19 protein-coding genes are annotated in these 23901 nt (G+C 44.2%); 16 read left to right on the forward strand and 3 right to left on the reverse strand.

Annotated features, from left to right (window positions below):
• Nucleotides 1–905: 905 nt before the first annotated feature.
• The 3 genes from DBX26_RS08590 to DBX26_RS08600 all read right to left on the reverse strand — a co-directional run bounded on the left by DBX26_RS08590 (nt 906) and on the right by DBX26_RS08600 (nt 3865).
• Nucleotides 906–1916 (reverse strand): Gfo/Idh/MocA family protein, encoded by a 1011-nt coding sequence (locus DBX26_RS08590; protein ID WP_014232101.1) that lies wholly within the window; start codon nt 1914–1916, stop codon nt 906–908.
• Between the two features lie 201 nt (nt 1917–2117).
• Nucleotides 2118–3014 (reverse strand): myo-inosose-2 dehydratase, encoded by an 897-nt coding sequence (gene iolE / locus DBX26_RS08595; protein ID WP_118118758.1) that lies wholly within the window; start codon nt 3012–3014, stop codon nt 2118–2120.
• Nucleotides 3015–3061: 47 nt separating this feature from the next.
• The gene (locus tag DBX26_RS08600) at nt 3062–3865 is read right to left on the reverse strand and encodes a TIM barrel protein (RefSeq protein WP_014232103.1); all 804 of its coding nucleotides are present in this window, start codon (nt 3863–3865) and stop codon (nt 3062–3064) included.
• 426 nt (nt 3866–4291) lie between these two features.
• Between DBX26_RS08600 and DBX26_RS08605 the strand changes: the two genes are divergently transcribed.
• The 16 genes from DBX26_RS08605 (at nt 4292) to DBX26_RS08680 (ending at nt 23862) form a co-directional block, all read left to right on the forward strand.
• On the forward strand, nt 4292–5302 hold the full coding sequence (locus DBX26_RS08605) for a LacI family DNA-binding transcriptional regulator (protein ID WP_118118760.1): 1011 nt from the start codon (nt 4292–4294) through the stop codon (nt 5300–5302).
• Nucleotides 5303–5537: 235 nt separating this feature from the next.
• The gene (locus DBX26_RS08610; RefSeq protein WP_014232105.1) at nt 5538–5858 is read left to right on the forward strand and encodes an STAS domain-containing protein; all 321 of its coding nucleotides are present in this window, start codon (nt 5538–5540) and stop codon (nt 5856–5858) included.
• A 28-nt stretch (nt 5859–5886) separates the two neighbouring features.
• Nucleotides 5887–6717 carry an OmpA family protein gene (locus DBX26_RS08615; protein WP_118118762.1) on the forward strand — a complete coding sequence of 277 codons (831 nt, stop codon included), beginning with the start codon at nt 5887–5889 and terminating at the stop codon, nt 6715–6717.
• Nucleotides 6714–8807 carry an SLBB domain-containing protein gene (locus tag DBX26_RS08620; RefSeq protein ID WP_118118764.1) on the forward strand — a complete coding sequence of 698 codons (2094 nt, stop codon included), beginning with the start codon at nt 6714–6716 and terminating at the stop codon, nt 8805–8807. Before DBX26_RS08615 ends, DBX26_RS08620 begins: the two co-directional genes overlap by 4 nt.
• Nucleotides 8807–9502, forward strand: coding sequence for a chromosome partitioning protein ParA (locus tag DBX26_RS08625; RefSeq protein ID WP_118118766.1), 696 nt, complete (start codon nt 8807–8809; stop codon nt 9500–9502). The genes DBX26_RS08620 and DBX26_RS08625 overlap by 1 nt, the downstream gene beginning before the upstream one ends.
• Before the next feature lie 8 nt (nt 9503–9510).
• Nucleotides 9511–10311, forward strand: a complete 801-nt coding sequence (locus tag DBX26_RS08630; RefSeq protein ID WP_065296978.1) for a phosphate/phosphite/phosphonate ABC transporter substrate-binding protein — start codon at nt 9511–9513, stop codon at nt 10309–10311.
• Between the two features lie 12 nt (nt 10312–10323).
• Entirely contained in the window at nt 10324–12636 is a 2313-nt protein-coding gene (locus DBX26_RS08635) for a response regulator (RefSeq protein ID WP_118118768.1), read from the forward strand.
• Nucleotides 12637–12659: 23 nt separating this feature from the next.
• Entirely contained in the window at nt 12660–14120 is a 1461-nt protein-coding gene (locus DBX26_RS08640; protein WP_118118770.1) for a sigma-54 dependent transcriptional regulator, read from the forward strand.
• On the forward strand, nt 14101–15156 hold the full coding sequence (locus DBX26_RS08645; protein ID WP_118118772.1) for a glycosyltransferase family 4 protein: 1056 nt from the start codon (nt 14101–14103) through the stop codon (nt 15154–15156). The genes DBX26_RS08640 and DBX26_RS08645 overlap by 20 nt, the downstream gene beginning before the upstream one ends.
• Before the next feature lie 137 nt (nt 15157–15293).
• Nucleotides 15294–16499, forward strand: coding sequence for a glycosyltransferase family 4 protein (locus DBX26_RS08650; RefSeq protein WP_118118774.1), 1206 nt, complete (start codon nt 15294–15296; stop codon nt 16497–16499).
• Nucleotides 16492–17673: a glycosyltransferase family 4 protein gene (locus tag DBX26_RS08655; RefSeq protein WP_118118776.1), complete on the forward strand. Its 1182-nt coding sequence runs from the start codon at nt 16492–16494 to the stop codon at nt 17671–17673. The genes DBX26_RS08650 and DBX26_RS08655 overlap by 8 nt, the downstream gene beginning before the upstream one ends.
• 25 nt (nt 17674–17698) lie before the next feature.
• Nucleotides 17699–19126, forward strand: a complete 1428-nt coding sequence (locus DBX26_RS08660; protein ID WP_118118778.1) for a lipopolysaccharide biosynthesis protein — start codon at nt 17699–17701, stop codon at nt 19124–19126.
• 32 nt (nt 19127–19158) lie between these two features.
• The gene (locus tag DBX26_RS08665; RefSeq protein ID WP_174234197.1) at nt 19159–20508 is read left to right on the forward strand and encodes an O-antigen ligase family protein; all 1350 of its coding nucleotides are present in this window, start codon (nt 19159–19161) and stop codon (nt 20506–20508) included.
• A gap of 87 nt (nt 20509–20595) precedes the next feature.
• Nucleotides 20596–21309 (forward strand): acyltransferase, encoded by a 714-nt coding sequence (locus tag DBX26_RS08670; protein ID WP_118118782.1) that lies wholly within the window; start codon nt 20596–20598, stop codon nt 21307–21309.
• Nucleotides 21310–21319: 10 nt separating this feature from the next.
• Nucleotides 21320–22435, forward strand: coding sequence for a glycosyltransferase (locus DBX26_RS08675; protein WP_118118784.1), 1116 nt, complete (start codon nt 21320–21322; stop codon nt 22433–22435).
• Entirely contained in the window at nt 22432–23862 is a 1431-nt protein-coding gene (locus DBX26_RS08680; RefSeq protein ID WP_118118786.1) for a chain-length determining protein, read from the forward strand. Before DBX26_RS08675 ends, DBX26_RS08680 begins: the two co-directional genes overlap by 4 nt.
• The last annotated feature ends 39 nt before the right edge of the window (nt 23863–23901 follow it).

Raw genomic sequence — 23901 nt, forward strand, 5'->3', positions numbered from 1 at the left:
TCGTTCCACTCACTTTATTTCAAGGTTAAGTGCAACTCGTTCTTTATTGTATTCGGCTCAATTAACAATCTGAGAAGCCATTATCAATACATACAGATATCGACAGCGATCGCGTTTCTATCTGCTGATGACAATTACTTCTGACCAGATGTTTTTTTGCTAACACAACCTTCTTATCTTATGAAACTTAAATTTTACTTTTTAAACAAAGTGAAAATATTAGTTCACAAAAAGAAATCTAAACGATAAACAGTGATGAGACCGTGACAAGACTCTCATAACATTTCATTAACAAGCTTTGACATCAATTCCATCAATAATTCATATTCAAAAATGATGTAAACCATCATTTTTAAATAACTTATAATTATCATAAAGTTAAAACCAACCTTCCTTATAACAATGTCCAATAAAGACATTAAACATCATTCAACACAGGCTATATCTAGTGAGATTGTGGTAATAGTTACGCGCTCTACAAATAAACCATTGTGCTAAAACAAAAGACCAATCACACAAAAAACGGGGGACCCGTGTATCAAAAACACCCACAAGATGAAAATTTTCGAATAATTTATTTCATTTTTATGCAATTAAACCTTTGTGCAAAAGGCATTGTGTAAACTAGCTCTAAGGCTCTCGTTCCCCAATTACAGGTAACTTATCCGTGATTAAGCGTATAATTGATGCTCAAAACGCTGTCTCCTTACTCTGCGCGGCTAAGGCGCTACAAATCGAGAAAACTAGGGTAAACGGAAATCTTTGGCTTTTTTAAACAAAAATCCCTCAAAATTTATTGAGGGATTTCGACTAAATTAAGAGTCCAAGACTATCGGAAAATAACGATCAAATAGCAAAAGTAACCTACTGCCTAGCACTCTGTGCAGTAACTATTTTATTGAATACTATTTGTAGAACTCTGGCGTTTCCGGCATGTCGATATCAACAACCTTGCCTGAAACGCGTGCTTCAGCACATGCATCTGAAGTAACCGCTGCGAAGTAACCATCCCATGCATTAGGGCCATTTACTTCGCCTGCGTGAGTTGCATCAATCCAGTCTTGAAGCTCCACGTCATACGCTTCAAAGAAGCGGTCTTTCCAATCAGTCAGAATGTTCGTAGAAAGTTTCGCATCTTTACGAGTCAATAGGCTCATTGGCTCTGGCAGATTAGCAATCCCCTCTTCACCAACGACTTGGCATTGAATATCGTAACCGTATTTACAGTTAACAAAAATTTCAGCATCAATATGAATGCCACTCCGAGTTTCTACGATCACCATCAGTGGATCCTGTAGCTTCGCGTGGGTGTATTTCGTACGTTTTGGATTAATAACCTGAACAGATTTGTAGTCGTCACCCACTAACCAGCGCAATACATCGATTTCATGGATAAATGTATCCGAGAAAGGCATATCGCCATGGTAAGCTTCTGGAACTTCAGGGTTTCTGTGAGCACAGTGTACGAGCAAAGGCTCACCGAGCTCACCATTTGCAATTGCAGCTTTAAGCAATTTGTAGCCCGCATCGTAACGACGCATGAAACCAACCTGCACCAGTTTTTTACCTGCAGCCATTTCAGCTTCAACAATACGTTTGCAACCTGCAGCAGTGTCAGCGAGTGGTTTTTCACAGAACACAGGTTTTCCAGCTTTGATCGACTCAAGAACAAACTCTTCGTGCGTCGGTCCCCAAGACGTCACAACAACCGCATCGACGTCTGACGAGTTGATCAGATCCTTACCATTAGCGTAAACTTCAGCCGGAATATTCTCTTCGGTCAAAAATGCTTTTACTGCGTCAGGATCCACATCGGTAGCAGCAACCACTTTTGCACCTTGTAGAAGGTTATGAATCCTTTTTGCATGTTCTTTACCAATTGCACCTAAACCAATCACACCTACTTTTAAAGTCATGATATTCGTCCTTTAATTTTCATTTATTTTAGAGGTAATAAACCGCCGTCTGAATTGCAGAGTTTTATTTTTATATGAATAAAACCAATACAGATTCAAATTAAATGGGTTTATAATTTTTAATAAAATAAAAAGTTAATAGTTACATTTATAAAAATAATTAGTTCGGAATTAATTTATAACAAACGAATTATATTGATTTTAAATTCCTGCAACTTCTCGAATATATTTTCGCGCTTTTTGTGCGTACTCTAGTGGATCGGCAACGCTAGGATCCTGCTCTGCTTCTATAACCATCCATCCTTCGTATCCAGCTTTATCTAACGCGTCAAATATTGGTTTAAAGTCAATTACACCGTCGCCAGGAACAGTGAAAGCACCTAAACGAACGCCATCAAGAAAACAGCGATGCTCATCGATGACTTGTTGACGCTTTTCATTACGAATGTCTTTTAAGTGGACGTGTGGAATACGACCAACATATTTATCTAAAACTTCAAGGATCGCTGCTTGCGTACCTTCTGAGTAGTAGATATGCCCCGTATCTAGGAGTAAGCCAACATTATCGTTCGTCATCTCCATAAATCGGTCTATCTCTGATGGGGTTTGAACACCAGTACCCATATGATGATGCAGACAAACTTTCATGCCTTTTGCGGCTGCAAGCTCAGCAATTTTATTGTAGCCATCAGCAACACGTTGCCACTCTTCGTCAGTCCAGTGCGGTTTTTCTTCAAAGACAGCTTTTTCAGTGCCCTGAATACTGCCACTTTGCTCCGAGCAACCAATAACCTTTGCGCCCATTTCATGTAGGAATTCCATATGCGCAATAAATTCAGTAATGGATTGTTCTTCCTTACCATCTGCAAAGAAAGTGCTAAACCAAGCGTTACAAATCTGAATGCCACGAAGCGCCAATTTCTCTTTTAGTACCTTGGTATCTTTAGGGAACTTACAACCCACTTCACTACCAGTAAATCCAGCCAGGGCCATTTCACTAACACACTGTGCAAATGTATTTTCTGCCCCTAAACTTGGTAGATCATCGTTTGTCCATGCAATCGGCGCTGCACCAAGTTTTACTTTATTTTTGTCCATTAACGGCCTCCCAATATAGAGTCCACTATTAACGAGTTAATAATGGGTTAAATACGCTCAAGGATGAATTCAATACTTTCTTTCGCTGCTTCAACGTGATCTGGAAGTTCCCAAACAGGCGCAGAGAATGGTTCAAATGAGAAATAGCCTGTGTAACCAGCGTCAAGCAATTGTTTGATTTGACCAACATTATCCAAACGGTCTTGAGCATTAATCATCAGACGGTGGGCGTCTAACATTTCATCAAACGTGATGGATTCATCTTCAACACCTGAGATATGAACTAAACCCGTTTGCTGTGGGAAAAGTTCAGTTTCTGATGCACCCTTGTGGTGGAATGTGTCGTGAACGATCTTGAACGTATCTTCGAAACCGAGCTCTTTAATCGCTTCCACCGCTTCAGCTTTAGTGCGAAGGGATGAAATAGGAAAACCTAGGGGCTCAACATAGCCTTTGATGCCGTGTTTATCTAAGATAGTTTTGAGGTGAGTTAAAGACTCTTTCACTTGTTCCTTCGTACGTTGATTACCGTCATTCAAAGGGCAAAGAACCAGCGCCTCCGCACCACATGCTGCGGCTAAATCAGCCAACGTTTCTGCTTTCTCTTTTAATTCGTTATCCCATACATTGAACGGGTATACGGCATTAATAGTTAGAATTCGAACACCTGCGGATTTTGCTTTAGCACCAATAACTTTAGCTTGCTCAACAGAAACCAAGCTATTCTCGTTTACGTCATTACGTAATTCGATAGCATCCAGTCCCAGCTGCACTGCATAATCAATAAGAGCTTCTGCCGATACTTTTGGACAAAGCATGTGATTTAAAGCAAATTTAATTTGGGTGGTCATGTTCACTACCTCGTTATAATTTCACGTATTTATTAAATTAAAATATTAAATGTGGCTAACTAAGTAATAAACTTAGTAATCAGCGACCCAAAAATAGTAGCGATTACATATCGTTTTTGGTACTTATGTTTTGATGGGTTTTCATCAATGAAATGTGATCTAGTTTAAAATTAAGTAGCCATTGCTTTTTAATTTTTATTTGCGTACCCAACCAGCTTATTGTTCTGTTATTAATCAGCACGCTTTAGCTTCAGCTTGACGATTAAGATAAACGAGAATGAAGTAATTATTCTAATAAGAGAGATAAAGAGTTATCTCTAGAAATTTAACCATGCCTAGCGTATTGTCAGCGCTAGGGAAACCGAATATTCGTTAAGTGATACCCATTGATACACCAAACCACTGCCGTGTACGAACTATAGAGTTATGAAGAAATCTACTTTTGCTGTAATTGCAGAAAAAGCGCAGGTAGGCATTGCTACCGTAGACAGAGTTCTGAACGAGCGCGGAGGCGTCTCTCCAAAAACGGTTCAGAAAGTGATAAATGCAGCTCGAGAGTTGGGGATTAAACGTACACTGCCAGAAATATACCAAGCTCCCTGGAGGATAGAACTTATCCTCAGTCAGAACCCTTCACAATTTTTCAAATCTTTAACCCGAGGATTTAGCAAAGTTGCTCAAGGACACCAGTATCGTAATTTTCGCTTACGTTGCAGCTTAGTACCTGAGAGTCAGCCCGAAAAGCTTGCTAATCATCTAGAGAACAGCGCCGATAAGTATGACGGTATCATCGTATTTGCAAATGACAATGACACCATTTATCAAGCTCTTGAGAATTGCCATTCTAAGGGAACCCCTGTTATCACACTAGCTACCGATTTGCCTGATAGCAAAAGGTTATGCCATGTGGGAATCGATCAGTATCAGATAGGAAGAACGGCCGCTTCACTGATGTCTAAAATGCTGCCAGAGCAAGGAAAAATCCTTCTTATGAGCGGGCGATTCGACTATCAGGCCCATATACAAAGAATGAAGGGATTCCAAGATGCAATAAGAAAACGAGATAATATTACGTTGAGCGATGTTTTGTATGGTAATGACGATAAAGAAACCATTAAGCGTATTTTGAGTCAACAAAATAACAGTGACATCATCGGTATTTATAATTCTGGAGCAGGAAACAAAACCATCGGTAATTGGATATCAAGTAGAGGTAAGGCTGGTTCTTGTGCTTTTATCACTCATGAGCTTTACGATACTACCGAAGAGCTATTAAAAAATAATACGCTTTCTTTCTCGCTAGACCAAAATGCTCAGCGACATGCAGAACTGTCGCTGGATATTATGTTCAACCACTTATCAAACGGCTATTCTCCAGATACTTATACAGATGGGAAAGTACCATTTAGAATTATAACTGAAGAAAATATCATCTAGTTTAACGCGAAATAAAGAAGCATAAGCCATTAGCTTGCTGATTAGTTAATACTTACGTTATTACACAAAGATTGATGCCATAAATAAGCGTCGTTTTCTGATTGTCATTTTGAAACTTCCATTTTCTCATTTTGAGAACCCCTCCCAGTCATAACCTAACTCATTGATATTTAGATATATAAACTTTGGCACACTCCCTGCAATCCTGCTGTAAACACTAGCAGGAGATACGATTATGGAACTTCGTAAAATTGAAACAAACGACACTATCGTGACATGGGTGATCAACGGGAACCTTGACGCAGACGGTAGCCGCCAGGCACAGCCACACATTGATGAAATTTTGGCTGAGCCCTCAACTCGAGAAATAGAAATTGACTTCAGCCGAGTCCAGTTTCTTGATTCATCAGGCGTAGGTGCGATCGTGTACCTGTATAAACGGCTTATCGAGAACCAGAGAAGCATGCGTATTGAAAACGCTTCAGGCCAACCTCTCGAAATAATGAATCTACTGCGTATTAACCAAGCGATACCAGTTAACTCTCGAACTTACTAAATAACGATCACTGACAAAGGACGTTGGCATGAACTTTTCTTTCAAACACATAGCCCTAGCTGTATCTATGACTGCCGTGGTTGGATGCAGTAGTTACCCAGAGGCAGGCCGTGGTGGTCTTGGGGAAAACTACATCCAATCAAACTTTACACCCGTAATGCCAGATGAGCCCCTCGGTCCTGAGCACGGACTTCGGTTTGACTGGCAACTGACTAAGCTGCAATTAGACTCTTTGATCAGCGAAGGCGCGCGTTGGTGTTTCCCAGCTGCAGTTGTGCAAGCGTTGGAGAAACAAAACCGAATCGCTAGAGAGCTTGAAGGTGGTTTACTGCTTGATGCTGCCAACGACATTGTTATTCAGCGCAAGCGTCTTAATGAGCTAGAACTTCAACTGGACTATGCGACCTCACAGACCAAGTGTGTACCTCCTATGGATGAAAACGCATTTCAGAAGCGCTTAGCTATGATTGATCAACTTTATAGCTTGCTTAACGTCGATAATCAGTTTGCATTTAATTCCACAGAAGTAAATCCAAAGTACATGGGCCATCTAGCCCAATCCGCGAACATCTTAAATGAGCACCAAAGCTTAAACCTCAAAGTTACTGGTCACGCTGATTCTGTAGGTGATGGTCAGTACAACCAGGAACTTGCCATGGGACGTGCGAATCAAGTCAAGCGCTACCTGACCATTTTTGGTCTCAATCCAAAACGTATAGAAACACAATCGGTCGGCGACACGCTTCCTCTCTATGAAGGTGAATCGGAAGGTGTTCGTCTTACCAACCGCCGCGTAAGCATCGAAGTGGTGGATACTCAAGAACAAACCAAGCAGCGTTTGCAGGGAGGCTTACAATGAAATGGATTAACCTAATTGCCCTATTTCTTCTTACTTCAATTTTCTCTGTGGCGCACGCGAATGAAGAACGAGTACAAATTGGCGATCTCATTCAGGTCAACTTACCCGGTGAGTCATCGTTAAATAAAGGCTTTCAAGTCGACAAGCGTGGCCGCATCACTCTGCCTGAAGTTGGCGCGCTATACGTCGCGGGTTACAGTGAAGCTCAGCTTGAACAAGTCGTTAAAGAATCGCTGGAGAAAGTGTATCGAGACCTATCCTCTGCATCTGTCTATATCGCTGAGCAACAAATTTTAGTCTCGGTACAAGGGTATGTGACCTCTCCGGGCGAATACACTTTATCTAAGTCTTCTGATGTCCAAATGGCCATTCACGCAGCGGGCGGATTACGCTCCGGCGCGCAGCTCAACAGTCTGTTTATCAAACGTGGCAAAGATAAGATCACCTTTAACTACAAAACGTTTCTCGATACAGGTGATGAATCACTGCTACCTGAGCTGATCTCACTTGATACGATATTTGTTCCTGCGTCTCCACTGGTCGGTAATATCGAGCAAGAGTTCGATGCGAACAAACTCGCTAACGCAGGTGACAGCGCCGACGGCCGAACAGCAATTAAAGTGTTTGGAGAAGTAAACGCGCCGGGTTCATTCAGCTTTAAAGCCAATAGCGATCTGGTTGACATCATTATGCGAGCTGGAGGCGTTACTCGCTATGCCTCTGTCGAACAAATACGTGTCATTTCAGACAATACTCCTAAGCTGTTTAACCTTAAAACCTATCTCGATAGCGGTGATATCTCATTGCTACCGCCACTAACGCCGGGAACCACCATCTTCGTTCCTAAACAAGAAGAAGAGATCAAGGCAGGCGCGAACGTGGTTTACATTATGGGTGAAGTGGCAAGCCCAGGTGCCTATGAAGGCAAGAAGAATGCGTCGTTTATGGATATTCTGGCTAATGCAGGTGGTCCGACTCGTTATGCAGAATCACGCCAGATTCGAGTCATTAAATCCAACGGTCAGGTGATCAAATTTGATTTAACCGCGTTCACTGAAGGTCTGACCCGTAAAAGCCCGCCTAAAATTGGCCCGGGAGATGCGATCTTCGTTCCTGAGAAGACAGACATGAACGAAAAGTCTTGGCTGAAAATTGCGCCCAATCGCGCCGTCAGTGTAATTGGAGAAGTGGTTCGCCCCGGACGTGTTGAGTGGTCAGATGAAATGGATCTTATGGACTTGCTATCTCATGTTGGCGGCCCAACCCTTCGCGCGGACACCTCGAAAATTGAAGTAGTCGCCGCTGATAATCAGCTACACATATTCGATCTCGATGATTTCATTCTAAAAGGCGCGCCGAACAGCGAATTACCTAACATCAGTGCTGGTGCGATTGTGCGTGTACACGATCTACCTCAAGATCCTTCCGACAACAAATCGCAATGGGTTCGCCAAAGCTCAGGTGCATCCATTTATGTCTTTGGACAAGTCAATGCCCCTGGCCGCTACCGTTTCACTAAGGATATGCATTTCCTCGATATTTTGTCTGCGGCTGATGGCCCAACAAAAGACGCGGATATCCACAACATTCGTATCACACATCGCGACAAAAGCTATTCCAAAGTAAGTAAGCTTAACCTATCGTTATACTTTGAGACTGGGGATGAAAGCTTACTTCCAAATGTCACCATGGGCGACACCATTTACATCCCTGAAAAAGATAAGATTTGGTTGGATCGTTCTAAGGAGTCAACAGTACGCGTACTAGGAGCAGTCAATAATCCAGGTCGATATGTATTTGACGACAACATGACCTTGCTGGACTTACTTGCCGAAGCGGGCGGTCCGTCTGATCGAGCCTACTTAGAGAAGATCTCGATCGTCAATATGTCTTGTTGCCAAGGACAAGCAAGAACCTTTGACCTGGTAGACTTTAGTAAAACTGCCAACATTTACAAACTTCCGGTACTACGAGCTGGCGATACCATCTATGTGCCCGATCGAAACGAAAGTATCATCGAAAAAGCACGCGTGGGTCTTGAAGACATTCTGCGCCTAACGACAACCATCGTGTTAATAGGAGCTCTGTAATGATTATTCCTGCAACTCATACAGAAATAGAGCAAATCTATCTTGCAGCAGAAATGCGTGACAGTCGCTCACTATGCATTACCGCATGTCAATCTGGCGATGGCGTGACTTCCGTTGTTGCTGCACTGGCTGAGCGTTATCTGCTCGCGGGTCACCGGACTTTGGTGGTGGATCTTAATACCTTCCACCCAGCTTTCGAATGCATTGATATCACACCTGACATCGACAATCAGATTGGTTCTTTGGTCGCGCACGCTTCAACGCGACAAATGTTTACCGGGTTAACCGTGCCGAACAACCAATCAGCAGTTCTGGCGTACAAAGATCCCACACATCTGAGAGCCGCGGTCAAACAATGGCTTTGCCAATACGACCGCGTTATTTGCGACACGTCACCGCTGCTTCAAGTCAATAGAGGAAACATTCCTGCACAAGTCGTTGCGAGCGCTTGTGACCAGACAGCACTCGTGGTGATGGGTGGTAAAACCTCTTCCAGCCAACTTGAAAAAGCCATGCAATTGATTGATTCGCCTTCAATCACCTTGTTAGGCTCGATACTCAATTTAAAAGACCAGGCATCACTGGCTCAGGAGATGGTGCGCGAGCTGAATCGGCTCCGCTTTATCCCCAAAAGTTGGCGAGAAAAGTGGTCGCAGAAGATTCTTACCAACGAGTTCCTTGCTCAGTCTGCTTAGGAGTTGCCATGAGAAAAACCTTTATCGCCCTTTCGACTCTGTTACTTTCGGCAGTAACCGTTGCTGAAACCCTTACATTTGGCGTTGTGCCTCAGCAATCTGCCAGCCGACTTGCCGAGCAGTGGGAGCCTCTCGTTGCTGAAATAAGCAGAGAAACCGGTTACGACATTGCCTTTAGCACGGCTCCTAACATTCCGGAGTATGAAAAGCGTTTGTCGGCGGGCGAATACGATATCGCTTACATGAACCCATATCATTACACCGTCTACAGCAAACAGCCGGGCTATCGGGCCTTCGCCAAAGCCAAGGATAAAAAAATAAGCGGAATTCTGGTAGCAAGGAAAGCCAACAATATTGAGTCTTTACAAGCGCTGCAAGGACAAAGGCTCGCCTTCCCTTCTCCTGCTGCCTTTGCTGCAACGGTATTAACGCAAAGTGACTTGAGAGAGGCTAACGTCGAATTTGAGTCTGACTACGTTACATCACATGACTCGGTGTATTTGTCTGTGGCGAGAGGTTTTTACCCAGCAGGCGGCGGTGTGATGAGAACCTTTAACTCATTACCTGACGAGGTTAAATCTCAGCTAGAACCTATTTGGACAACAAAACCGTATACACCGCATGCCATAGCCCATCACCCGAGAATGACTCACGAACAAGTCAAATCGATCCAACAAGCGCTCAAGTCTATAGATCAAACACTCGAAGGGAAAACGTCCCTAAAATTATTAAATATCAACGGATTTGAATCAGCTATCGACACCGATTGGGACGATGTGAGAGCACTCAATATCAAAGTACTGGACTAACCGGAGGCTTTAATGACGTTGCGTTCTAAAACAATTCTTGGCATAGCTCTCATCGAAATTACGGCACTCATCATTCTCGTGGCTAATGCGATGAGTTTTCTCTCAGATTCCAACGAGAAGCAGTTACTCCAAAGAGCTCATTCAAGTGCAGTTATGTTTACTCATGCTGCGAAAGACGCGCTACTTTCTACTGATTTAGCGACGTTGGACGACTTAGCTCAAGAGTTCATCAAGTTAGAAGATGTCGCTTACGTTCGTGTGTTACGCGGTGGCAACCAAATGGCCACTGCAGGAGACCCAGCGCTACTTGCACGCTCAATGGTCAGTGATGAAACTCTAAAAGACGTGAAAGACGGTATCTTCGATCTACGTACCCCCATTGAAAGTAACGGTAATATCTATGGGTATGTAGATATGGGGTTTGAGACACACCCTATCAGCAATATGCTCTTTGACGCGCAGCAAGCAATTATCAGTATTGCAACCATCGAAGTCGTATTGGTGGCGTTTTTCTCCTTTATCCTTGGAACCTATCTGACTAAGAATCTCACCCGTTTAGCCTCTGCCGCCCAAACACTTCGGGAAAAAGGCCCGGGGTTTCAACTTAAACACTATTCCAAAGATGAGCTTGGTGAAGTCACCAAAGCATTCGATGAGATGTCGGCTAAGTTAGAACAAGACTATCAAAACCTCACTGCAGCACGGGAAGGTGCCGAACTGGCAAACGACTCTAAAAGCCGCTTTCTCGCCTCCATGTCTCATGAGATACGCACTCCGATGAATGGCGTATTGGGCATATTAAATATCCTTGAAGAAACCAAACTCACTAACGAGCAAAGAAAGCTGGTCGCAACCGCTACTGAATCGGGCAACTTCCTACTTTCCGTCATTAATGACATTCTTGATTTCACTCGTATGGAGTCCAATACGCTCATTCTGGAAGATAAACCTTTCGACTTCAGACAGTGTGTCGAAAGCGTGGTGAATTCATTTTTGCCCACAGCCAAGAGTCAAAACCTGATTTTACATTGCTACATTGAGGGCACAGTTCCAAGTAAAGTCAGCGGAGACAAAAACCGCGTAAAACAGATACTTCTTAACCTGCTTGGCAATGCCATCAAGTTTACTCATGAAGGCAGCGTCACGGTTAAAGTTGGGTCGGAGGCATTGGAACAAGGGCGAGTAAAAATCACCTGCCAAATTCAAGACACTGGGATTGGCATCAAAAATAGCTCGATTGATTACTTGTTTGATGAATTTACGATGGCAGACCAAACCTATTCACGCAGCAAAGAAGGTTCGGGGCTTGGCCTCGCTATCTGTCGCCGACTCTGTACCCTTATGGATGGTGACGTCACGGTCGAAAGCACACCCGGCGTAGGCAGTACATTCACATTTGACATCACGCTCTCGGTAGCCGATGAGTTGTTGACCTCTCCAAATATTGATTCACTCCGTCAGGAATTGATTCGTTCGAACGCTCGTATTCTTGTCGCAGAAGATAACAAAGCAAATCAGCTCGTCATACGAGAAATGTTCAAGCGGGTTGGTCTATCTATCGATATTGCCGAAAATGGCAAACAAGCGGTTTCCATGGTCCAGGAATATCAATATGACCTGATTTTTATGGATATCTCCATGCCTGAAATGGATGGCATGCAAGCCTGCAAAGCGATTCGGAGCCTTGATGACAGTAAGGCGTGTGATATCCCAATTATCGCCCTAACTGCACACTCACTGGCTGGTGATAAAGAAAAGTTTCTTGCGTCGGGCATGAACGACTACTTGTCAAAACCCCTAAGGCTGTCACAACTAATTGAAAAAATTAACCTATTCTTAAATGATGACCAAGAGGAAAACCAAGATCTAAAATCAGGCCCCTGTCATTTGATTAAGCATCAGAATTCATATACAAATACCAACGTAGGTCAATCGAACCAACGTGAGGAAGCAGTAAATTTGGATTTAGTAGACGAACAGATTTTGCAGCAAATGATCGCAGACACGAGTGCCGATGTCATTCCATTACTCATCGAGCATTATCTTGAAGAATCTCAGCAGCGTTTAGCAAAAATATATCTGGCTATGGAGTCTCAAGATAAAGAAACATTAGAGTTCGAAGCGCATACCCTAGGTAGTTCAGCTCTGGCACTCGGTAATAGAACTTTGTCCAATTTCGCGCGAAAAATCGAGCATCTTTGCTTAGACGGCAAACAAGAGCAGGCTTTCAGCTACAAACAAAAACTTGAAGTTGTTGCCTCAGAGTCACTAAAAGCATTAGAGGAAAGGAAACAGCAAGGGTTTATTGAACCAACACAACTATAAAGGCTTAAGAGAGGACAGCTCCAATGAAACCAAAAGTACTCCTAATCGAAGACTCAACTTCTCTTGCTATTTTGTACAAACAGTATGTACAGCACGAGCCCTATGACCTGTTTCATGTAGAGACAGGTAAAGAAGCCATCGCCTTTATTGAAAGAAATGTTCCCCAATTAGTTATTCTGGACTTTAGACTGCCCGACATGGATGGCGAGCAAATTCTGGATTGGATTAACGAGAACCAAGTCCCGACATCCGTCGTCATTGCCACCGCGCATGGCTCAGTAGATCTGGCGGTTAGCCTTGTGCAAAAAGGAGCGAAAGACTTTCTCGAAAAACCAATTAATGCTGATCGTCTAAAGACCTCCATCGCTCTGCACTTGCAACAAGTTAAACTGGAGAACCTTGTCGAAGACATAGAAAACAAATTCGATCGAAACCGATTCCACGGCTTCATCGGATCTAGCCTTCCAATGCAAGGTGTGTACAAGATCATCGATTCAGTGGCACCAACGACAGCAAGTGTTTTTATTGTCGGTGAAAGTGGTACGGGTAAGGAAGTGTGCGCCGAAGCCATCCACCGCGAGAGTAAGCGTAAAGATAAACCGTTTATCGCCATTAACTGTGGTGCGATTCCAAAAGATCTCATGGAGAGTGAAATCTTTGGTCACGTCAGGGGCGCATTTACAGGCGCTACTGCCGATCGCAAAGGTGCGGCCTCAATGGCCAACGGTGGTACGCTTTTTCTTGATGAGCTGTGTGAGATGGAACTTGAGATGCAAAAGAAATTACTCAGATTTTTGCAGACAGGTACCTTTACCCCACTAGGCGCAAATAAAGAAATGAAAGTCGATATTCGTATCATCTGCGCGACGAACCGAGATCCTCTTGTTGAAGTAGAAGAAGGCCGTTTCAGAGAAGATCTCTACTACCGCGTGCATGTAGTGCCTATTGATATGCCACCATTACGCGAGCGCGGCAACGATATTACGACGTTAGCGACTCACTTTCTTAAGCTGTACGCTAAAGAAGATGGCAAAAAGTTTAACGCAATCCACCGAGATGCAGAGCCAACGCTAAAACGCTATGCGTGGCCGGGTAACGTCCGTCAGCTTCAAAACATTATTCGCAATATCGTGGTCCTTAATGACGATAGTCATTTGCGCCTTGAGCATTTGCCATCTCAGGTCACATCAAGCCGTACGCCAAAGCAAAACAGCGTAGCTAAACCTGAGCCAATCATCACTCCGCAACCCGTCGTTATCAATGAGGCTCCTGAAAATAGTCACGACGCGGTTACTGAGCCGCAAATTGAAAGACCTGTAGCGATAAGGCCAATGTGGCAAATTGAACGTGAGGCAATACAACAAGCCATTGATTACTGTGACGGGAACGTACTGAACGCGGCGGTACTTTTAGAGCTTAGCCCTTCTACGGTATACCGTAAGAAGCAAGCCTGGGAAGCTGAAGATGAGCAACAACTCGTGTAACGAAGTCTGGCTAGTCATCGACAGCCTGACTTTCGGTGGCATTGAAACACATGTGCTTGAGCTCGCAAATGGGCTCAAGCATTTTGAAGTTCCTGTCAAAGTCATGTTTCTGCGCACTTATTCCAAACCCCAAGTGCTCAAAGACAAGCTGGAATCAAGTGGCATTGCTGTCCAGTTTCTGGGCTCTGCAGGCACGAATTACTTTGGCGACTTAATTAGCCAAGTACGAAAGCAAAAACCCGCTCTTCTCCACGCTCATGGCTATAAAGCAAGCTTAGTTTGCAAGCTAGCAAGAATAATGACCGGAGTTCGCCAAATATCTACGTATCACGCAGGAGAAACTCCAACGGGTAAGGTGTGGTTATATGACTGTGTCGACCGGTTCACCACGTTTGTGTCAAATCACTCAATCGCAGTGAGTGAAAGAATTGCCCAAAAGCTGATAACCAAATCGGAAAGTTTCAATAATTTTATTGATACCAAGATACCGGCTACCTCAACAGGAAACCAAATCGCGTTTGTTGGCAGGCTAAGCCATGAGAAAGGCCCCGATCGATTTATTGACTTGGCGCGCCAAAATCAAACATTGTGTTTTGATCTTTATGGCTCAGGGGCCATGCAATCGGAGCTAACACAGGGCGCTCCGGCAAACGTCAGGTTTCATGGTCACCAAACCAACATGGACGCCATTTGGCAACATATTGGCATTTTGATCATTTGCTCTCGTTATGAAGGCTTACCCATGACAGCGCTCGAAGCGATGGCGAGAGGTATCCCTGTTGTCTCACTTAATGTTGGAAATATGTCGAAGCTTATTAAACACGAAACCAACGGATACTTAGTAGACAACGTCAATCAATTGAATGAGGCTTTAAACATCTATCTGTCCCTCGCCCACCACCAGCAATTAGCGATAAAAAAGCAGGCGATTGATAGCGTTGAACAGCACTATTCTCAATCTGCCGTCATCCCAAAAATGATGAAACTCTACTTCCCCAATAGCTCTCAATCTGATTGTCAAATTGAGAAACAATAAAGCCCCACCTCAAGCCTCCTATAAAGCACCTTAAAAACAATCACATAGAACCACCGCCTTCTTGGCATCACATTTGCGTTAGTCCTATCGAAAAGTGCAATTAACGGTTTTATGCAAATGCGATGTGAGGGGTTGGCATGAAGAGAAAGATTCTATTTGTACATTACGGCGATGACTGGATCCGAGGCAGTGAGAAATGTTTGCTCGATCTTATTAAGTACATGGAACATCATCACTACGCTTGTTACGTTTGGACCAATAATTGCGAACTCTCAAAACAGTTAGAATTGATGAATGTTCCAACTCAGCTTAATCATTTTCCACTGCTGCTTGGCTGGAAACCACCTAAATACAACGTATCAGGTTGGCTTGGTCTGACTAAGCAAGGTTGCGAGATCATCGAACGCGAAAAAATAGACCTTGTACATATTAATAGTGGTGCGCCCTGCCAGTGGATGTTAGCCGCTGCACGAATGAAGAAAGTACCCGTCGTTACCCAGCTCCACTGCCCTTACCCAGCACGCGACCGCCTCACGCTTGGCCTGCACCTTTCTCCGCATATTATTTCAGTCAGTCAGTACGTCGCTGAATTCATGACTAAAGATGGTTACCCTAACGAAAAAATATCGGTCATTCACAACGGTATTGATACCGTCTCACTCTCCGCGCAGCAAAAAGTCGATGTTAGGCAAGCGTTATCCATTCCAGAGCAGGATTTTGTTTTTGCGACGGTTGGCTCTCTGATTCACCGTAAAGGTGTAGACCGGATCATAACCGCAATGCGTCACGTGGCTTTTGAGTATCCTAACGTCAGTCTCGTTGTCATTGGCGATGGCGATTTAATGGACAAGCTTGTTCAACAAGCCAGTCGCCTAAACCTAAGCAATCGTATTCACTTTGTTGGCGAACAATCCAATGTCGTTGGATGGCTCAAGGGATGTGATGCCTTTATCAGTGGTGCTCGCAGTGAAGCCTTTGGGCTGGCTGTTGCAGAAGCTGCCCTTGCGAAGATCCCGGTTATCGCGCCGCTTGAAGGTGGTATTCCTGAATTCATTACCGATGGCGAAACTGGAGTTCTGTATCCGAATAAGGGCATTGGCCCAATAGCAAAAGCGATGCGCGTGCTAATCAATAACCCTGAACTATGTGAACAGTATGGAATGAGCGGTTTTGATCACGTTACCCAAAATCATGATCTATCTGTCAGTTGCCGAAAAATAGAACTTCTTTATAGAGACTTATTGGAACAGCCATTTGTAGCCAATCGCTCTCTAATAAGCACTTTATCCCCCCTCAAAACCTATGTGGTAAACCGTTTGTCGTTTGGAGGCCAGCATGGCTAGTCAAAACAAGAAAACGCTTATTTTTGACCCTATCGCATTTAAAGGCGGATCTAAGATTGCAACCAGTGATGCGCTCAATGTATGCCGTGTTGAGTCCAATGATTTCATTGTCGCAACAGTAGACACGGCATTCTGGAAGCAAACAGAGTTCTACGCCAAACACAATGTTACTTTGATTTCCATTTCCCCAGTTCCTTGGTTAATGAGTCAGCACAATGGGATTCTCTACTGGCTAAACCAACTGTATCTTCTATTGGTATTGCTAAAGACTTTGATTGGGCATCGCGGCATTACTACGTTCATCGGCGCTTCAGGGCCGGGTATGGATATGCCAGTCTATTTGTTACAAATGGTTCTTAATATTGAAGTCGTTCAGTTTATACACGGCAACGTCGGGATCTCACGCTCTATTGGCTTCTGTCTTACCAGAGCGAACGCCGTGTTTTACTTACCTTCTACCCGTTGTAGCCTCAAAGCGGCACTAGAAACTTACCTTAAAACCGCGACCAAAATAAAAGACGCCTCGGCAATGGCTGAAAGTTACTTAAACTCATCTCAATATCAGTCATTTGTGAATGGCATTCCAGCATCACGTTGGCCAAAGGAATGTCAAAAGAAAACACCAGTTTACTTTTGGGCTGCATCGCTGCTGAAATGGAAAGGTCTGGAAACGTTAATAAAAGCATCCAAACGTGCCGCTATTAGTCAGTCTGTCGTACTCAATGTTTGCTACATTCGCCCCGTCGATACGTGTTTACCAATCTCCAACGCTCCGGTTTTACTCTCCCACACCATATGGTATGAAGACCCTGAAAACTTGGATGATATCCGGAGTCAATCCAACATCTTTGTTTCAACCAGCGGTAATGAGCCATTCGGTTTATCAATTCTAGAGGCTCTGGCTGCGGGTATGTGCGTTGTCATTCCTCGAGATGGCGCATATTGGGACAAGACACTGACCCACAATGAAAACTGTATTAAGTATCAGCCGGGAAACCCTGATTCTTTGTGTGATGCTCTGCTCTACGCCAGTAACGACCAACAAGCATTTCATCGTTGCAGCCAGCGTGCGTTAGAAATAGCGACCCGCTATAAAGCTGAACATTGCTACCAAAAGTTTGCACAACACATTAATGGTGACGTGGTTACATCAGCCCTTCACGCATGCAACTAATTCAGTTTGAATAGGAAATTTTGCAATGAATGTTAGCCATCTGAAAAACATCAGTTTATATGCAGTCAGCCTGTTCCTCATTAAAGGTGTGTCGCTATTTACTTTGCCTCTTATGGCCCAATACTTGTCACCGCAAGAAATCGGCCATCTCGAGTTGCTCGGTATCACAACGGTATTCTTTAGTCTGATTGTGGGCATTGCAATGCATGAAAATCTCTATCGATTTATAGGCACAATCAGTCGCTTCACGGTGCGAAAAAGAAAAGCTTCTCAACTGTACAGTGCATCGCTCGTTGTTTCTTTCAGTCTGAGTTTGTTTATCTTGTTCATTTATTACCTGGTCCCTTTTAAGCTTTCGACGTTCACCAGTGAGCAAATCCTATTTATGGCTTTGGTTTTGTGTTACGAAGCGCCCCTTGCTATCAGCCTTGCCTGGTTAAGATTGCATAATCAAGCAAGCTTGTTCTTTAAGATATGTGTCGTGACCGTATTAGCTCAGGTTTCTTTACTTGTTGTCGTCCTGACATACAAACCCGACGTGACACTCGTTTTTGCCCTCAATATCGTGTGTACCTTTATCCAGTTTTTGTTTTTGCACGTTTTCATCAACTTTCCATTTTCCCTACCTAACAAACAACGCTTTATTCGTTATATACGCTACTCTGCGCCACTAATGTTGTCCGGTGTGGTGGCATTTGGTTTAAGTGGTGCAGAAAGGTGGCTGATCGCGGGAGCAACCGATTTAGAAACCTTAGGCATGTATGCGATTGCGGCTAAATTCGCACTTGGCGTCGGTATTCTTATCCAACCTTTTCATATGTGGTGGATGCCAAAACGTTTCGAAACCATGAACAAAAATGGAGGTGAACATGTCGCTAGCGTGACGACTCAAGGGATACTGCTGTTGTGCGTTATTGCTGTCGCTGTGGCATGGCTTAGTCAGCTTTTTATTTCGTTCTCTTTACCGGACTCTTACCAGCCTGCCATCGCTTTGGTTGGAATGACCATAACAATGATGCTATTCAAAGAGCTGGTCGAGTTGACTAACTTTGGCATTCTCTACCAAAAGCACACCTCTCAGCTTTTGTACATTAACCTCGCCTCCACCGCATTGGCGATGGTGATTTGTATCCTTTCTGCTGACCTTGGCATTGAAGCAATGCTTTACGGATTGATCGCGGGGCAATTAAGTCGATTCATATTCACAATCTGGTTTAGCCAACGTGCGCATTATCTGGATTATCAAACCAGTCCTATCTGTGCGCTGATAGCGTTAACGGTGCTGTTTCTATTAACCAGTCGGTATCATCAAAGTATCGAGGTGTCCGCGTTAATGCTGCTGCTTCAGCCGTTAGGCGTTGTCGCTTTTGCCATTCGGTTCCAGTTGATTTCAGGTGCTTCACTCAAACGTCTTTCAAGTACGTTAACTCGCTACGTGGGTCGCTCACTATGAATAGTGTCAAACACGCCAGGCCAATAATGCTCATGACGCTGGTTACGTTTACGCTAGCCATGGTTTGGTATGTTATACCTCATCCAGCAATTGTCGTTGTGCTCTGCTTTTTACCGCTTGCGGCATTGTTTGTGCTCAATCAGACATTCTGGTTGGTGAGTCTATTTGTACTATTTTGCTTCTTTCGAATTCACGAAGCTTTACCCGCACTTTATTCATTAAAAATCCCTTTACTCCTCTCTTTAGGAGCGCTTGGCGCTTTGATTTGGCACACCTTGATCAGTCGCCAGCTACAAACTTTCTGGCACCCGAGTATGACGTGGCTCGTCCTATTTTGGGGGCTTGTTGTCATAGGCATTGTCTTGTCCTCTAACCCGGGCGTTGCGATAACCTATTTTAAAAATATCTATTGGAAAATCATCATCATGACTCTAGCCATCGCTTGGTTGGTGAATACGGAAGATGCAGTGCGAAAAATCGCAACCTTGATTATCTTAGCGGGTGGATTAATCGCCGTAGTTGCTTTGTATAACTCGGCTTCAGGGATTGGTTTAGTTGAGGGGACGAGAGTCACCATCGGTCGTCAGTTGGGCTCTGTGCTTGGTGATCCGAATGATTTGTCGCTGGTATTAATGTTTCCTCTGGCGTTTGCGATCAGCTTTGCCACCACAAAAGGTATAGGCTTCTCACGTATTCTTGGTGTTACCGGGCTAGTACTGGCAATGGCAGCCGTTATCGCGACACAAAGCCGTGGTGGGCTTTTGGGATCAGTTGCTGTATTTGGTATTTTCGGCCTGCGTCTGATTCGCTCAAAATCACTATTGATCTTCATCGCTGTGATTGGGTTGCTGGGACTGTTTGCCGTAGCCGGAATTTCCGACCGTCAGTCAGGCGGCGCAGCAGAAGACGGCATCGACGCATCAGCCATGGGACGCTTATATGCATGGGAAGCCGCGTTTAAGATGGCGGTGGTGAACCCGTTTAGTGGCGTGGGTTTAAACAATTTCTATTCGAATTACTACTATTACAGCTCACATTGGGACGGGCTCAACCACGCGGTTCACAGCACTTGGTTCGGCGTGTTGGCTGAGACCGGGTTTCTTGGTCTGGCTGTGTTTATTGGTATGATCATTTCGCTTATTAAAACGAGCCGACAAACGCTTTCTATCTTAAATCAGCGAAAAGGCTCGGTTTCCCCTTATCTCACAGCAACAGCGCTTGCGGTGTATGCGGGTGTAATTGGCACTGTGGTTTCCGGTACTTTCCTAACCCAAGGCTTCACGTGGCCGATTTATATCCTCGCAGCGCTTTGTATCGCTATCTCCCGAATTACTCAAATCCGTTCTCAAATTGAGAATACCAAAAAAACACTCAACAAATAATTTTTATATTACTGTTTTTAAACAATTTATTTTTTGGCACGCAACGTGAAATAGTCTCTTTATCACCTCAACATAAGGGACAGTATCATGTTGGCTCAGCAGTTAAATGACTTCAAAGTATGGTTACAACACCACGAAAACCCTTCATATCGCAAATTGTTTCTCATTTTGAAATCGATTCGTGCATGTGATCTTCCTACACCGATGTGGATGAACAAGACGGTTCGCACCGTTTATTCAGCGAGTACCTCCATTTGGAGCAACGTGGTTAGGGTATTTATCCATACCCCCGCCTTTAAAGGACGACTTTCTCAGTATGGCCGAGGACTTTATCTCTTTGGTGGTGTGCCTTTTGTTTCCGGGCCACTTTCCATCACTCTTGGAGACGATTGCCGTATCTCTGGTCAAACAACGTTTAGCGCCAGACCCCAATCCAGTGATCCACAACTGATTGTTGGCAGTAACGTCGATATCGGTTGGCAGAGTACTTTTGCGATTGGGAGACGAATTGAAATTGGTGACAATGTTCGAATTGCCGGTCGCGCCTTTCTGTTTGGGTATTCTGGCCACTCACTTGACGCTGATTTAAGAGCGAAAGGCTTTGGCGATCTCGAATGCGATGTTGGAGATATCGTACTTGCAAAGGACGTATGGCTAGGAACAAACGTCACGGTTTGCCCCAATGTCACGATTGGCGAAGGGACCATCGTGGGTGCTGGTAGTGTGGTCACTAAAGACCTGCCTGCTTTTGTAGTTGCTGCTGGTAATCCTGCCAGAGTGATACGTTCACTTAATCACTAAGGAGTTCACTATGCGAGATCTTATTGTTTTTGGTGAAGATTTTGGTGGCTTACCATCGAGTACACAACATCTGGTTACCCGGTTAGCAAAACAACGCAAGGTACTTTGGGTTAACTCGATAGGACTCCGTCAACCCAAGTTAAATATGCACGATGTTAAACGTGCTTGCGGTAAGCTTGTGGGTAAAAGTAAAGGTGGTTACACCGACCCGCGAGAGCATCACGTAAATATTACGGTGATCAACCTTAAAACGCTTCCCGCTCCTAAGTCAGCATTCGCGCGTTATGTCGCCAAAACCTTGATGCGTCTTCAACTGAAACCCGTTATCGAGAGGCTTCATCTGCACAAACCAATTTTATGGACTTCACTTCCGACTGCAGCCGATTTATGTGGAACTCTCGGTGAGTCATCGGTGGTTTACTATTGCGGAGACGATTTCTCATCGCTTGCCGGTGTCGATCATAAGGTGGTCAAACAGCACGAAGACAAACTCATGGAGCACGCGGACCTTATACTCGCAGCCAGTGCACCCTTGCTAGCAAAATTTCCCCAAACCAAAACTCACTACTTGCCTCATGGCGTAGATACCTCACTTTTTAGTCAGCCAAGCCAGCGAGCCACAGATTTACCCTCTCTAAATCACAAGATTGCCGGGTTTTATGGCAGCCTGTCTAACTGGTTAGATTACGAACTCATCGAGCAAGTTTGCCTCGCGAACCCTAACTGGCAATTTGTATTTATCGGCCCAATTGAACTTCCAAACTATCCGCTACCGAAACTGGCGAATGTGCACTACCTTGGCCCTAAGCCACATCGCGACTTACCCAGTTACAGTCAACATTGGGATGTGAGTTTACTTCCGTTTAAATCCAATGGACAAATTGCTTCATGCAGCCCTTTAAAATTACTGGAATACTTTGCAGCAGGCTGTCCCGTCATTACTACTCCTTTTCCCGCGTTATCGCCTTACAAAGCCTTGGTTTCAACCGTAACTGATTGCGAGCAATTCACAGAGGCATTAAATCAGTTAGATCGTCAATCAATCTCTGAGCGACAAAAGTCAGTTATCAACGAAAGTTGGGATGCACGTACGCTTAAATTGAACTGTATGTTGGAGTCACTATGAACGAGCTAAAACGGAGATTTATCATCATACTCAATTCAGCATGGCGACAACGGTATGTGATTGTCGTACCGATTCTTATCCTTCCATTCGTTGGATACTTTATTGGTAAAATTGCACCGACTAACTACGTGTCGCATACGTCAATGCTGATTCAGGAAACCGCGAAGATGAATCCGTTTCTGGAAGATATCGCGGTCTCAACCATGCTAAAAGAACGTCTAAATGCCTTGAGTACGCTACTGAAAAGTCGCCATGTACTCACTGCGGTGGCGAATGAGCATCAGCTGATTAACGACTCAATGCCACCAGCCAAGCGTGATTACATCATCAATCAGCTTTCAAACAGTTTAACGATCACTCAACCGGGCAAAGACTTTCTTAAAATCTCACTGACCGCTCCCCGCCCCGACGGTATGAAAGAGTTATTAGAGTCTATCAGTGAACATTTTATCGAGCAGCTTCTCGCACCAGAGCGTTCATCCATTCAGGACTCGTCAGAATTTCTCGCTATTCATATTGAGAAACGCAGACAGGAACTCGACATTGCGGAAAACGAACTGGCTGATTTTAAGAATCGCTTTGCATCGGTAACGCCAGAAATGCAAAGTCAGTCGCTAGGTCGCCTGGCCTCTCTGAAACAAAGCTACGCAGAGAAAAAAGCCGAACTCGCTGGGGTTGAAAAGAGCCTGGGTTCTCTCGATCAACAACTATCTAAAACCAACCCCGTGGTCGGAAAAATTGAAGATCAGATCATCGAGATTCGTAGCGAACTGACTCTTCTCAAAGCGAAATACACTGAGAGTCATAGTGCTGTTCAAGGCAAAGAACGCGAGTTACGCCGTTTAGAAAATGAACGCGCTTTATTATTGAAAATGGAGCAACCTAATATCAGTAGCGATCAGCTTTGGGATATTGCCAGCAGCAATAAATTAAAAGATCTTGGAGAGATTCAACCTTTACTCGTCACCCAGCTACAAAGCTTGCAACTCGTGCGAGGTCGTTATGAATCCCTCACAGAAGAAACAAAGAGTTTAAAAGAAATGATTTCCAGCCTGGAGCAAGAAGCCAATCGATTCGGTGACAACGCGAAAACCATGCATCGTTTAGTTCGCAACGCTGAAATTAAGCGTCAACTCTATGATGAATTAATTCAACGTTACGAAATGGCTCAGCTCACTGGTTCTTTAGGGGTTTTCGAGCAAAACAAACGCGTCAAAATTATTGACCTTCCCTATACCCCTAGTCGCCCGGCGAATCTTCCGGCGATTGTATTTGTCATTGCGGGATTGGTGGCGGGAATTGGTTTAGGTGCTGGTGTTGCGTTATTGATCGAGCTGTTTGATTCATCGATAAGACGCAAAGAAGAGATCGAAGCCATTACACATGCGCCTGTACTCACGCACATTCCAAGAATAAAGCCGTATTAATCATAACGATTTTCAAATTGACTTTCAGGTTGAGAAATA

Origin of the sequence: Vibrio sp. dhg, assembly GCF_003443775.1 — a bacterium.
In the GTDB taxonomy this organism is placed as follows: domain Bacteria; phylum Pseudomonadota; class Gammaproteobacteria; order Enterobacterales; family Vibrionaceae; genus Vibrio; species Vibrio natriegens.